Consider the following 13913-nt stretch of genomic DNA (forward strand, 5'->3'; position numbering starts at 1 on the left):
CGCGAAGAGGCCGGTGCAGGTTAACGCCGATGCTTCTGCCGCAACGGCACCAGCAGATCCCCCAGGCCGTTATGGTCGATCTCATGCATCAACGCCAGCAACCCACCCAGCTCCCCCGCCGGAAACCCCTTGCGTGCGAACCAGGCCAGGTAGTCCCCCGGCAGATCGGCAATGATCCGCCCTTGGTATTTGCCAAAGGGCATGGTGCGGGTAACCAGCAGTTCGAGCATTTCCGGTTTCATCGACGAAGCCTGGCAGTGAATGAGCGCCGACGATACTGCAATCTGCACGAGCACCCAAGCGGCAATCATGCATAACGCCGTTTCACCCTTCCCTTGATAAATTGCTAACTATCTGATTTATATAGTTTTATTTTTAAGGCTCAGCTTGGCATGAAGGCTGCTCCTGTAAAGGTGACTATCACCTGCCAAGGAGTTTGTGCCATGAGCAACCCCAACAAAGACGTGATCGACGTGCTCAACGACCTGGTCGAGTACAGCAAGGATGGCGAAAAGGGCTTCAAGGCCTCGGCCGATGATGTGAAGAACCCCGAGCTCAAGGCGTTCTTTGTTCAGCGTGCCGGTGAATGCGCCAGTGCCGCAGCCGAGCTGCAGAGCGAGGTGCGCCGCCTGGGCGGCGACCCGGAAACCTCCACCAGCATCAGCGGCGACCTGCACCGTGGCTGGGTCAATCTCAAGTCGCTGGTCACCGGCAAGGATGAGGAAGCAGTGCTCAATGAGGTCGAGCGCGGCGAAGACCATGCCCTCAAGGCCTACAAGGAAGCACGCGAGAAACTGGTCAAGCTGGGCCGCGCCGCCAGTGATCAGAGCTATGCGCTGGTGGAAAAACAACTGCAGGGTGTACAGCGCAATCATGATCAGGTGAAGGCGCTGCGTAACGCTGCCCGCGCCCGCTCCTAATCGAGTGGCCCCTCTACCCGGTTACGGCCATTGGCCTTGGCCCGGTAGAGCGCTTCATCCGCGGCACCCAGCACCTGTGCCAGGTCCTGCTGGGTGCCCGGGGTGAAGACGCTGACACCAATGCTGACGGTAACCGAGCGCGCATCTTCGCCGAAGGGCGCCAGCCCCTCGACACGCGCCCGGATAGTTTCGGCCAGCAGCAGTGCGCCGCTCAGCCCGGTTTCCGGCAAGATCACCTGGAACTCCTCACCGCCGTAACGTGCCGCCAGGTCCGCAGGGCGGCGTATGCACAGTTGCAGTGTGTTGGCCACCTCGCGCAACGCGTGGTCGCCACCGGCGTGGCCGTGGCGCTGGTTGAAGGCCTTGAAATGATCGATATCCACCATCAGCACTGCCAACGGTTTGCGGTTGCGCTGGGCGCGTGACCATTCCTGTCGCAGCACTTGATCCAGCCGGCGACGATTGGCCAGGCCGGTCAGGCTGTCCGTGGCGGCAAGCGTCGCCAGGCCTTGTTCGGCCTCGTGGCGACGGCGCAATTCGCGCCCCAGCAGTAAAGTCAGCCAGAGAATGCCGATACACAACCCGCCTGTGGCGACGCTTACCAGAATTGCCGTACGTCGCCATGACTGGAACACCTCGTCCGCGGAGTGCACCACCAGCACGATCAGCGGCAGGTCGGCGACCCTGGCGAAGGTGTACATGCGCAGGGAATGGGTGCTACCGGAACGGGCGGTGAAGCTGCCACTGTGCTCGCTGAGTATGCGCTTGAAATTGGGCCGTTCTCTGTAGTTCGCGCCAATCTCAGGGTCATGTGGGCGCGAAGGCTCGCGGGCGAGCAGCAGCCCGTCGGCATTGAACAGGTTGATGCTGCTCTCGTCGCCGATATCCAGGCGGCGGAACAGCTCGCTGAAATAGGACAGGCGCAGGGCGCCAGCTGCAAGGCCGGCAAATTCGCCCTGTGGCCCGTTGATACGGCGGCTGAAGCTGATGCACCAGCCCATGGCGCCCAAGTGATCCTTGAAGGGTGGCCCCACCAGCAGGCCAAGGTTCGGATCCTGCAGGTGCGCCTGGAACACCCGGGTGTCGGCAAAGTTGGCCTTGCGCGGCACGGCGTTGTTGGAGTCACCGACCACGTCGCCTTGCTTGTCCAGCCACAGCACATCACCGCGCTTGCGGTCGACGAAGGCTTCATTGAACAGCAGGCGCTGGCGCAAGGGGCCGGCGATCTCTGGCAACTCCTTGCGGTTGACTGCCCAGATCAGGCCCTTCAACGACTGGTCGTAGAGTTCGACATTGCGCAGGATGTCGCTTTCGATCAACTGAACGATGTTGTTCGACGAGCGAATGGCCGACTGCTCGACGCTGTCGCGTTCGCGGGCCAACAGGTAACTGACGATCGTTACGATGGCGAGCACGGCAAGGCAACTGCCCAGGTTGAGGATCAGCTCGGGGTGCGACCTGTAGAGTGCGAAACGCGGTGATCGAGTGGGCATGCGCGCTACTGCTGAGGCAGGGCCATTTGCGGCGGGCGATATTCTAGGGAAGCGCGGATTGTCGGACAAGTTTTGTCCGACGGAAATCAGCAAGGGGCTGCTTTGCAGCCCATCGCCGGCAAAACGAGGGCGAAGCTCTCGCCAGCGGTCTCAGGTCAGAAGATGTTCAGTGGGTAATCGACGATCACCCGCAGTTCATCGTTGTCGCTGTTGTCGTCGATCGACGCATAGCCCTGGCTGCCACGGTGGGTGGCATAGCGCAGTTGCACCGCCAGATCCTTCAGGTCGCCTTCCTGGAACACATACTTCACGTCCAGGTCCCGCTCCCAGTGCATGGCGTTCTTGCCATCGGCGCGGTAGTAGTCGTAGTGGCTGGTGTCCTGGGTGGCCTTGGTCAGGTCCGCCTCACCGCGCGAGTACGACAGCGAGGTGCTCAGGCCCGGGATACCGATCCCGGCGAAGTTGTAGTCGTACTGCAGCTTCCACGAACGCTCGTTCGGGGCGTTGAAGTCCGAGTACATGCGCGAGTTGTCCAGGTACACGCTGTCGCCCAGGTTGATGTAGTCGAACGGCGTGTTGCCGTTGACCCGCTGGTAGGCGGCGGTGACGCTGTGGTAACCGGCGTTGACCGTGAAGTGCACGCTGTAGGTGTTGTTGTCGATCTTGCCCAGCAGCGCCTGGCCGGTGTCCTGGGTGTGATAGAAGTGCACGCCCGGGTTGAGGCTGACCAGGTCGTTGACCACGTAGGTGTAGTCGAAGTCAGCGTAGTACTGGTTCCAGACGTCCTTCAGCTCGGCCGCGTACAGGTTGCTGGTGATGTTCTCGGTGCCGCTCCACGACGCGCCGGCCCAGTTCAGGTGCTTGCTGGTCTGGCCGTCCATGTCGCCGTAGTAGGTGTCGATACGACGGTGGCCGCTCTGGTTGTACGGGTGGGTGAAGCTGACCTGGCCGCCTTCGAGCAGCAGGCCGTCGACGCTGTGGTTGGTCAGGCTCACGCCGCGGAAGGTCTGCGGCAGCATGCGGCTTTCACCGCCGGCGATCACCGGGTTGGTGATGAACAGGTCACCGGCTTTCAACTCGGTGTCGAAGGCCTTGAGCTTGACCGCTGCACCGGCGGTGGAGAACGCGTGCGGGGCTGCGCCCAGCTCGCCATTGTCCTTGATGTGTTCGGGCAGGATGCTGGTGCCGGCATGGCCGCCACCGCCGTCGAGCTTCAGGCCCAGCATGGCATGGGCGTCGAGGCCGAAGCCGACCACGCCCGGGGTGTAGCCCGATTCGAAACGGGCGACCGCGCCCTGGCCCCACTCGCGGGTGTCGCGCACGCCGGCGTTGTGGTTGTCGCGGTTGAAGTAGGCATTTCGCAAATGCAGGTTGAAGGACGAGCCTTCGATGAAGCCATCAGCCTTGTCTTCATCTGCCTGGGCGGCGAAGGGGATCGTTGCAGTCAACGCAATGAACAGCGGGGTAAAACGAAACGCGGAAGGCACCGGTACTAGCTCCTTTGGTCGGGCGGTGGGGCAGTTTTTATTTTTGAATATGCGTCTTTTTATAGGTGTACGTTACGGGGGGGCTGATAGTTAGAGCACATAAAAAAAGCCGCTGATCGGCAGCGGCTTTAAAAGGCTAACATATCGGCACCCACGGTGCCCATGGCGTAGCCGAGGGAAAACGGGAGCGGGTGCGACGCACGATCAACTATCGGCATTGGCGTCGCTGGAAACTTTCGAAGCTGTCTGTTCTGCGTCTTTGCCGGCGTCAGCCTGGTGTGCCAGGGCTTCGCGGGAGTCTTGATGGACAGCGGCAAGTTCTGCAGTACGCGCTACGAAAGCCGGGGATTCTTCGGCCATGGCCAGGGGCGACAACAACAGGGACGACAGAACGAAAACGCTGGCAATACCCATACTGTTGGACATGTTTAAAACTACCTTCTTGCGGGGCAAGTGCTATGAGGACGGAGTTAAAGTTAGTCCGTTTAATGCCCTGGAAACAGCGTCTTTGGCGATAAGCACTGTTGCACAAAAGGTAATGATCGCTGGAAAAGCAATTGGGACTTTAGCCTGCAAGACCCGGGCTAGAGGGCTTACGTGGCCAATTGTCGGAACGGCTTTGAGTCGCGAACCTATCATTTTTGCCAGGTGACAGGCGGCCTGTCAGGTCAGATGCTTGGCGCATCGCTTTCGACATTTATCTCGAACCGCGAGGCAGGCACCAGATGGCAGCGCGTTCGACCAGGCAAGTACGGACACAGGCAGCTGCGCTGCATGCAGGTACACCGACAGTCACCGGTCCTTTTCGTACCTTGACGTTTTATCGTGCGGCGCATCCCCCCGGCGCTGCGCCGCGCCTGCTGGTTGAACGTACGGTCAAGGATCCTTCAACCCGGGCAGCACGGATATTCGGTGCGCGAGCCTTGCTCAACGAGGCCACCGCAAACGCGGATGCGGTGACGGTCACTGCCCTTGGAGGCCGACCCTTGTCATTGCATACCGCAGACGGTGATATCTCCCTGCGTTTACTGGACAGTGCCGGGCGCCCGCTGTGGTCGCTCAATGCCCAGCAGACGGTGAGTGCTATGAGCTACGAAGCAGCCCCGCTCGGTGGGCGGCCACTGTCGTTCACGGAAATGGCTGCCGGTGCCCCGGCAGGTCGTTTACGTGAACGCTATAGCTATGCACCTGCGGGAGAAACGTACTGGAAGGCCCGCAATCTCTCTGGACGTTTACGGGAATCCTGCAACAACGCAGGCATCGACCGATCTTTCAGCCTGTCATTGACGGGCCAACCTTTGGGGGCCGAGCAATGCCTTTTGAAGGTTGAGATTGAGCAACCGGATTGGTCTCGTATTACAGAAGCAGACGTCGAGGCCCCTCTGGAGGTCTTGAATCAGCTCGATGCCACCGGCGCCCTGCTGAGCAGCACTCATGCCGCCGGTGTCACTACCCTTGAGGTTTATGGAGTCCACGGCGCACGCGAGCAGACACGGGTCAGATACATGACGGGGGGCAAGGTCGAGGAAGCCGTCACCTTGTGCGACGCTCGCTATGCCGCGGATTCCAGATTGCTGGAGCAGATAGCGGGTAACGGCGTCGTGGACCGCTACGAATATGACGCTCGCATCCCCCGTCTCACGCGACACCTGACTGCTCGCCCTGCAGGCCATCCTCTGGGCAGCCTGGTGATCAGCGACTTGCATTACGAGCATGATCCGGCCGGCAATATCCTGAGCCTGGATGATCAAGGTGCGGATCCTGAGTGGCATAACAATCTGGAGGCCACGGGGCTTCGGCGATACGCCTATGACACGCTGAACCGCCTGGTTTTCGCATCGGGTCGTGAGCGGGTAGCTGCGGCGCGCCATCATCCTTCATCAGGCGCCCATGCCGACCCGAGCGCCGGCCAAGTTTGGGCTCCCTACACGGAAGCGTATTCCTATGATGACGGGAACAATCTCTGGCGGATTCGACATAACTCAGGTGAGGGTCAGCGCACCGTCGAACTGGATGTGGCCCGCAGCAGCAATCGTGCAGTCATTAAAGGACAAGGCTTGGCGCCTGAGGAGGGCTTCCTGCCAGGAGGCCTGCAGAAACAGCTGGCCGATGGCAGGACTCTGCACTGGCATGCCGACAACCAGCTCAAGGCTGTCAGCCTGGTCAGGCGCAAGTATGAAGACGATGACGGTGAACGCTATCACTACGCGGAGGGTGGTAGCCGGACTCGCAAGGTTCACTCGGTAAAAGTCGGTAACGGCAGGCAGACCACCTTAACCACCTATACCCACGCCTTCGAAGTACGCCAGCGAATGTTGGCAGACGGGTTCGAGCCTCAGCGCCATGTGGTCATCACAACCGTGGGTACCGCTCGATTGGTGGTGAACGAACTCAAGGATGAAACGCAATTGCGCTTTGCTTTCAACGATCACCTGAACAGTTCGGGCGGTGAGACGGATGCCGTTGGCAAGGTCATCGCTCGTGAGGAATATGCGCCTTATGGCGGGACTGTTGGCGCGGATGAACCGGCGACTGAAGTCGACAGCATGACGCAACGAGCGCTGCGCCATGCGGGCAAGGAACGGGATGCGACGGGGTTGTATTTTTACGGTTGGCGCTATTACCAACCGGAAATCGGACGTTGGTTGAGTGCTGATCCTGGAGGCACGCGGGATGGAATAAACTTGTTTCGAATGGCAAAGAACTCACCCGTGTGTTTCCTTGATGCCGATGGGCAGGACTCAGTCGATCCCAATGAGCTTGTTGACCAGAAACTGCCTGGGTATCCGTCTACTCCTGATGTGATTGCGCGCCTGAATGAGAGAACCGCTAACGACGATGTCATGGATTCTGAACTTGAACATATTGAGTACACTGAAAAGTACAGAGTGCTTTCCCAGTACAAGAGCGGGCCCGGCAGGTATCGGTTTAAAAATGAGTTCAGGCCTCATGTCTGGGTGCTTAAAGAGAACTTCAGAAACCAGGATAAACGCACGTACGCCTCAACAGTTGTCCTTGAGCAATACAGGAGAATATCAAGTTCTCATGGTTTCTACGGGCAGTTGCCAAAGACTTTGTTGCGCTGGCATGTGGTCAATGGAGATGCGATTTCAGCTGTGACCCTTACTCCAGAGGAAAGACATTTATCGCCTGAGCAACGCAAGCGCATAATTACCGAACGTTTTTTGGAAAGCCCTGGGAACGGCCGACATACTCAAAGGTTAGTGGATGCACTTGGCATGGAAGTCACTGGCGTTGAGGTGCATTCAGGAGTGAGGGACAAGGAAAGTTTGAGCGACATTAATGTCATAGCCATTCACATCAAGCCGCAGGCGAATGACGACTTCAGAGCGGATTTGGAGAGGGAAATGGAGCGATCCCATCGCCAGAGCAATAGGAATTGGCTTTCAAAAAAATACCATTCAATCCGTTACTTCCTGGGTGACCGGTTGCGCCAGTTAAGAGCGCAACGACTGAGAGCCGTCGCAATGTAGAACGATCAAATTGCGCATGTGGTATGCCTGGCAGGCAGGCGCATGCCAAAGGTGTTAGAGCCCGCTACGCTACGCACAAAAACATCCCCACCATGCATCAACGCAATCGCTTTGACGATCGCCAACCCCAATCCATGGTTGCCGCCGCCACTGTTGCTGCGCGCCGCATCCACCCGATAAAACCGCTCGAACAGCAGAGGCAGGTGCGCATCATCGATGGCCGGCCCGGGGTTGCTCACGGCGATGCTGACCTGTTCAGGGCCTGCCTCGATATGAACATGAATGGCCTGGTGCGGCGCCGTGTGCTGCACGGCATTGTTCAACAGGTTGATCAACGCCCGGCGCAGCTGGGCCTTTTCGATGGGCGCCTGGGCGTCGCCGCTGACGGTGACGCTGACCTGGGCGTCTTCGAGGATGTAGTCGAGGTAATCGAGGGTGGTGGCCACTTCCTCGGCCAGCGAGGCCTGGGTCAGGGCGGTGGCCTTGCTGCCTTGGTCGGCGCTGGCGAGGAACAGCATGTCGTTGATGATGCTGCGCAGGCGCTCCAGCTCTTCCAGGTTCGATTGCAGCACCTCGAAGTAATGCTCGGCGCTGCGCCCGCGGGTGAGGGCGACCTGGGTCTGGCCGATCAGGTTGGTCAGTGGCGAGCGCAGTTCGTGGGCAACGTCGGCGTTGAAGGCTTCGAGCCGCGAATAGGCCTGGCTGACCCGGTCTAGCGCGGCATTGAAGGCACCGGCGAACTGCGCCAGTTCCGGTGCCAGGTCCTGCGTCTGCAAGCGGCCGTCCAGACGTGGCGGCGCCAATGCCTGGGCTTCATTGGACAGCGCCCGTAGCGGCCGTAGGCCAATGCGCGCCACCCAGTAACCCAGCACCGACGCGAGCAGTACACCCAGCACCGCCAAGCCGACGATGGCCACCAACAGGCTGTGCTGGGCCTGCCAGAAGGTTTCGGTGTCGATGCCGATCAGAAAACGCAGCGGCGGGCGCTCGCCCAGGGCCGGCAGTTCGCTGACCAGCACCTTGTACGGGTAGAGGTGGTCGGGCAGGTGCAGGTCGCGCATGCCTTGCGGGCCCTCGGCGAAGGCGCGGACCAGCTCGCTGGGCTGGCCGTACTCGTAGGCCGGGTTGCTGCTGACCACCCAGAAGCGGATGCGCTTGTCTTCCTCGCTGAGCAGGTTGAGCTTGTTGTTGATCTTGGCCCAGTGCTCGGGTGTGCCGAAGCGGTTGAGGGTGGATTCGAGCACGCTGAAGCGCGCATCCAGTTCCGCCGCTGGCAACAGGTCGAGGCTGCGGTCGACCTGGCGGTACAGCGCCGAGCCGATCAGCAGGAACACCCCCAGCGCCACCAGGATGAACAGCGCCGACAGGCGCAGGGCGATGGAGTTAAGCGGCGCGGTTTTCCAGGACATAGCCCATGCCTCGGATGGTGTGCAGCAGCTTGTTGTCGAACGGCCCGTCGAGCTTGGCGCGCAGGCGCTTGATAGCCACTTCGACGACATTGGCGTCGCTGTCGAAGTTGATGTCCCAGACCAGCTCGGCGATGGCGGTCTTGGAGAGGATTTCGCCCTGGCGCCGGGCCAGCACGCTGAGCAGCGAGAATTCCTTGGCGGTCAGTTCCAGGCGCTGGCCGGCGCGGCTGGCCTTGCGCGCCATCAGGTCGATCCACAGGTCGCCGACCTGGATCTGCAACGGCTCGTGGCTGCTGCTGCGGCGGGTCAGGGCCTGCAACCGGGCGACCAGCTCAAGGAACGAGAACGGCTTGCCCAGGTAATCGTCGGCGCCTTCGCGCAGGCCGTGGATGCGGTCTTCGACGCGTTCACGGGCGGTGAGCATGATCACCGGCGTCTGCTTGCGCGCCCGCAGTGCGCGCAGTACGCCGTAGCCGTCCAGGCCCGGCAGCATCACATCGAGCACGATCACCGCGTAGTCGCCTTCCAGGGCCAGGTGCAAGCCGTCGATACCATCCCGTGCAAGGTCGACGGTAAAGCCCTGCTCGGTCAGGCCCCGGTGCAGGTAGTCGGCGGTTTTTTCTTCGTCTTCGATGATCAGCACACGCATGGTCTTGTCCTAGCTGGCACTTTGCGCCGCCGCACGGGCAGCCTGGCGGCGGTGGAACAGGCGCTCCAGGGCCAAGTATATGACCGGGGTGGTGAACAGCGTCAGCGCCTGGCTCACCAGCAGCCCGCCGACCACCGCGATGCCCAGTGGCTGGCGCAGCTCGGCACCGGCGCCGAAGCCGAACATCAGCGGCACCGCGCCGAGCAGGGCGGCGAGGGTGGTCATGATGATCGGCCGGAAGCGCGTCAGGCACGCCTGGTGAATCGCCTGCTCGGGTGTCATGCCGTGGTTGCGCTGGGCTTCCAGGGCGAAGTCGATGAGCAGGATACCGTTTTTCTTGACGATACCGATCAGCAGCACCACGCCGATCAGGCCCATGATGCTGAAGTCCTGGCCCATCGCCCAGAGCAAGATCAACGCACCCAGGCCGGCCGACGGCAGGGTGGAAATGATGGTCAGCGGGTGGACGAAGCTCTCATAAAGCACGCCGAGAATGATGTACACCGCCACCAGCGCGGCGAGGATCAGCCAGGGCTGGCTCGACAGCGAGCTCTGGAAAGCCTGGGCCGCACCTTGGAAGTTGCCACTGATCGAGTCGGGCATGCCCAGTTCGCGCTGGGTGCGTTCAAGGATTTTCACCGCATCGCCCAGGGCCACGCCGGGGGCCAGGTTGAACGACAGGTTGGCCGCCGGGAACAGCCCGTCGTGGCTGATCGACAGCGGGCCGGTGCTGGGTGGCGCGACATGCGCCAGGGCCGACAGCGGCACCATCTCGTTGGTCAGCGGCGAGCGCAGGTAGAAGAAGTTCAGGCTCTCGGCCTTGCCGCGCTGCTTCGCATCCAGTTCAAGTATCACCTTGTACTGGTTGGTCTCGGTCTGGAATTCGCTGATCTGCCGCTGGCCAAAGGCATCGTACAGCGCCTGGTCGACATCGGTGGTGGTCAGGCCGAAGCGCGCTGCGGCCTGGCGGTCGATGTCGATGCGGGTGACGCTGGCGCCCAGTTGCAAGTCGTTGGACAGGTCGCGGAACACCGGGTCTTCCCGCAGCCGGTCGGTCAGGCGCTGGGTCCACAGGTTCAGGGCCACGCCGTCGTTGCTCTTGAGCACGTACTGGTACTGGGTGCGCGACGGGCCGGAGCTGAGGTTGATGTCTTGGCCGGCCCGCATGTACAGGACGATGCCCGGCACCTGGGCCAGTTTCGGCCGCAGCCGGTCGATCAGCTCGCTGGCCGACACGTCGCGATCACCCCGCGGCTTGAGGGCGATCCAGAAACGGCCGTTGGCGATGGTCTGGTTGCTGCCGGTGACCCCCACCGAATGCGAGTAGGCCTGCACCGCCGGGTCGTCGCCGATGATCTTCGCCAGCGCCAGGTGCTTCTCGACCATCGACGGGTACGACACGTCCGCCGCCGCCTCGGTGGTGCCGAGGATGAAACCGGTGTCCTGCAGCGGGAAGAAGCCCTTGGGGATGCCAACGTAACCGATTACCGCCAGGGCCAAGGTCACGCCGAACACGCCAAGGGTCAGGCGCTGGTGGGCGAGGGCACGGTTCAGGCCCTTTTCGTACCACTTCACCAGACGCTCGCCGAAGCCACCGTGCTGCTCGCCGGGTGGGCGGCGCATGAACAGTGCGCACAGGGTTGGCGCCAGGGTCAGCGACACCACTACCGAAATCAGAATGGTCGAGGTGGCGGTCAGGGCGAACTCCTTGAACAGCCGGCCGACCACACCGCCCATGAACAGCAGCGGGATGAACGCGGCAATCAGCGAGAAGCTGATCGACACCACGGTGAAGCCGATCTCGCCTGCGCCCTTGAGCGCTGCCGTGCGGCTGTCGTCGCCAGCCTCAAGGTGGCGGTGGATGTTCTCCACCACGACGATGGCGTCGTCCACCACGAAGCCCACCGAGATGACGATGGCCACCAGCGTGAGGTTGTTGAGGCTGAAGCCCAGCACATACATCAGTGCGCAACTGGCGATCAGCGACACGCCGAGCACGCTCGACACCACCATCGTTGCCGACCACTGGCGCAGGAACAGCGCCATCACCCCGATCACCAGGGCCACGGCGATCATCAGGGTCAGCTCCACCTCGTGCAAGGAGGCGCGGATGGTCTGGGTACGGTCCTGCAGTACCGACACTTCGATCGACGCCGGGAGCATTTCCTGCAGTTTGGGCAGGGCCGCCAGCACCCGGTCGACGGTGTCGACGATATTCGCCCCGGGCTGGCGGAACACCACCAGGTTGAGCCCCGGCTGGTCGCCGGACCAGGCTTTGACGTAGGCATTCTCGGCGCCGTTGATGACCTTGGCCACGTCCTTGAGGTGCACTGGCGCGCCGTTACGGTACGAGACGATCAGTTGGGCGTAGTCCTCGGGGTGGAACAGCTGGTCGTTGGCGGCGATGGTCGAGACGCTGTGTTCGCCGTACAACGCGCCCTTGGCCAGGTTCAGGCTGGTCTGCTGGATGGCCAGGCGCACATCGGCCAGGGTCAGGCCGATGGCGGCGAGTTTTTCTGGCTGGGCCTGCACACGGATGGCCGGGCGTAGCTGGCCGGTGATGTTGATCAGGCCGACCCCTTCGATCTGGCTGAGTTGGCGTGCCAGCAGGGTTTCGGCGTAGTCGCTGAGGTCATTGCCGGGCATTTGCGCGGAGCTGACGGTGAGCACCAGTACCGGGCTGTCGGCCGGGTTGACCTTGCGCCAGGTCGGCGGGTTGGGCAGGTCCTGGGGCAGGCGCGCAGTGGCGGTGTTGATCGCCGCCTGGACTTCCTGGGCGGCGGTGTCGATGTTCTTGTCGAGGGTGAACTGCAGAATCAGCGTGGTCGAACCTAGCGCGCTGCTGCTGGTCATCTGGGTCATGCCGGGGATGGCACTGAACTGCACTTCCAGCGGCGTGGCCACCGACGATGCCATGGTTTCCGGGCTGGCACCGGGCAGTTGGGTGGTGACCTGGATGGTCGGGAAATCCGCTTCGGGCAGCGGTGCCACCGGCAGCCGCGGGAAGGCGATGGCGCCCAGCAGCACCAGGGCGAAGGTCAGCAGCAGGGTGGCGATCGGGTGGTCGATGCACCAGGCCGAGACACCGTTGCGGGTATTCATGGCTGGCTCCTGCGCTCAGCCATTTGCGCCGGCGGCGGGGCGTCCGGGGTGACCTCGACCCGCGAACCGGGCTTGAGCCGTGACTGGCCGTCGAGCACCAGGCGCTCGCCAGGCTTGACCCCGGCGATGATGTTCAGGCCGCTGTCCTGATACAGCACCTTGACCGGCACGGCGGTGACCTTGTCACCGTCCAGGCGGTAGACAAAGTGCCCGTCGACGCCGCGCTGCACCACCGGCGGCGGCACCACCAGGGCGTTCTCCTCGACTGCGGTGCGCAAGCGGATGGTGACCAGTTGCCCCGGCCACAGGTGGCCGTCCTTGTTGTCGAATTCGGCTTTGACCCGCACCGTGCCGGTGTTGGCCGAGATCTGGTTGTCGATCAGTGCCAGGTGGCCTTCGCCGAGCAGGTTGCGTTCGCCGTCGGCATCCATGTAGGCCTGCACCAGCGCCGGAGTGGGCGCCTTGAGCAGGGCCTGCAGGGTTGGCAGCATCTGTTGCGGCAAGGCGAACTCGACGGCGATCGGGTCGATCTGGGTGACGCTGAACAGGCCTTGGGTATCGGTGGTCCGTACCAGGTTGCCGGGGTCGACATTGCGGATGCCGACGCGACCGGTCACGGGCGAGCGGATCTGCGTGTACGACAGCTGCACCTCGGCATTGGCGATGGCCGCCTGGTTGCCCTTGACGGTGGCCTGCAGCTGGTTGACCAGTGCCTGTTGCTGGTCGAGGGTCTGTTTGGACACGCCATCGTCGGTGCTGAGCAGGCGGTAGCGCTTGAGGTCGACGCCAGCCACCTGGATCTGCGCCTGGCTCTGGCCGAGCTGGGCGCGGGCCTGGTCGAGGCTGGCGCGGATCGCCCGGTCATCGAGGGTGGCGAGCAGGTCGCCTTCTTTCACCCATTGGCCCTCCTTGACCAGCACTTGGGTCAGCACGCCTTCGACCTGTGGCCGCACTTCGACGCTGTGCAGGGACAGCACCGAGCCGATGGCGCTGGCGTAGCGGGGGACGTCTTGTTGGGCGACGGCGACCACGCGCACCGGGACCGCCGTTTGGGCGCGCGGTGTGGTGGCCGGCTGGCGCTGGGCATACCAGACGCCTGCGGTCGCCAGGGCGAGCAGTGCCAATGCGCTGAAAAGAACAGAACGGGAAGGACGTCGCATCGGCGCGGGCACCTTGGCCAAGGGGTGGGGAACGGAGGTGTGTATTGGAGTTTATAGCGCTGTGACCGGGTCGGCAGCGTGACAGCTGGCTGACAGCGGTGACAGGTTGGGGGTGGGACCAGCTTCCAGTCCTGCGCTGTACTTGTGGGAGCCGCGCTTGCCGGCGATGGGCCGCAAAGCGACCCCACGATTTCAAGGT

At 62.3% G+C, this 13913-nt stretch carries 10 protein-coding genes; 2 read left to right on the top strand and 8 right to left on the bottom strand.

The window, feature by feature from the left end; genetic code table 11:
* Positions 1–20: 20 nt before the first annotated feature.
* Positions 21–242, bottom strand: a complete 222-nt coding sequence (locus ABE528_RS22895; protein WP_346654141.1) for a DUF3820 family protein — start codon at positions 240–242, stop codon at positions 21–23.
* A gap of 201 nt (positions 243–443) precedes the next feature.
* On the opposite strand from ABE528_RS22895, the gene ABE528_RS22900 reads away from it, so the two are divergent.
* The gene (locus ABE528_RS22900) at positions 444–920 is read left to right on the top strand and encodes a PA2169 family four-helix-bundle protein (protein WP_152956594.1); all 477 of its coding nucleotides are present in this window, start codon (positions 444–446) and stop codon (positions 918–920) included.
* On the opposite strand, the gene ABE528_RS22905 is transcribed toward ABE528_RS22900, so the two are convergent.
* From ABE528_RS22905 to ABE528_RS22915, 3 genes are all read right to left on the bottom strand, one after another.
* Positions 917–2413, bottom strand: a complete 1497-nt coding sequence (locus ABE528_RS22905) for a GGDEF domain-containing protein (protein WP_152956595.1) — start codon at positions 2411–2413, stop codon at positions 917–919. The genes ABE528_RS22900 and ABE528_RS22905 overlap by 4 nt on opposite strands.
* Before the next feature lie 155 nt (positions 2414–2568).
* On the bottom strand, positions 2569–3900 hold the full coding sequence (locus ABE528_RS22910; protein ID WP_346654135.1) for an OprD family porin: 1332 nt from the start codon (positions 3898–3900) through the stop codon (positions 2569–2571).
* Positions 3901–4104: 204 nt separating this feature from the next.
* Complete coding sequence (locus ABE528_RS22915; RefSeq protein ID WP_346654136.1) at positions 4105–4326, bottom strand: hypothetical protein; 222 nt, start codon at positions 4324–4326, stop codon at positions 4105–4107.
* Between the two features lie 386 nt (positions 4327–4712).
* On the opposite strand from ABE528_RS22915, the gene ABE528_RS22920 reads away from it, so the two are divergent.
* Positions 4713–7394 (top strand): RHS repeat-associated core domain-containing protein, encoded by a 2682-nt coding sequence (locus tag ABE528_RS22920; protein ID WP_346654137.1) that lies wholly within the window; start codon positions 4713–4715, stop codon positions 7392–7394.
* A gap of 5 nt (positions 7395–7399) precedes the next feature.
* On the opposite strand, the gene ABE528_RS22925 is transcribed toward ABE528_RS22920, so the two are convergent.
* Genes ABE528_RS22925 through ABE528_RS22940 form a run of 4 tightly spaced genes read right to left on the bottom strand, consistent with a single transcriptional unit; the run spans position 7400 to position 13714 of the window.
* A complete protein-coding gene (locus ABE528_RS22925) occupies positions 7400–8803 on the bottom strand; it encodes a heavy metal sensor histidine kinase (protein WP_346654138.1) in 1404 nt (467 codons plus the stop codon).
* Entirely contained in the window at positions 8778–9452 is a 675-nt protein-coding gene (locus tag ABE528_RS22930) for a heavy metal response regulator transcription factor (RefSeq protein WP_027918369.1), read from the bottom strand. Before ABE528_RS22930 ends, ABE528_RS22925 begins: the two co-directional genes overlap by 26 nt.
* A 9-nt stretch (positions 9453–9461) precedes the next feature.
* The gene (locus ABE528_RS22935) at positions 9462–12554 is read right to left on the bottom strand and encodes a multidrug efflux RND transporter permease subunit (RefSeq protein ID WP_346654139.1); all 3093 of its coding nucleotides are present in this window, start codon (positions 12552–12554) and stop codon (positions 9462–9464) included.
* Positions 12551–13714, bottom strand: coding sequence for an efflux RND transporter periplasmic adaptor subunit (locus ABE528_RS22940; protein WP_346654140.1), 1164 nt, complete (start codon positions 13712–13714; stop codon positions 12551–12553). Before ABE528_RS22940 ends, ABE528_RS22935 begins: the two co-directional genes overlap by 4 nt.
* Positions 13715–13913 lie beyond the last annotated feature (199 nt).

The sequence above is a fragment of the Pseudomonas sp. TWI628 genome, assembly GCF_039673865.1.
Taxonomy (GTDB): Bacteria; Pseudomonadota; Gammaproteobacteria; order Pseudomonadales; family Pseudomonadaceae; genus Aquipseudomonas.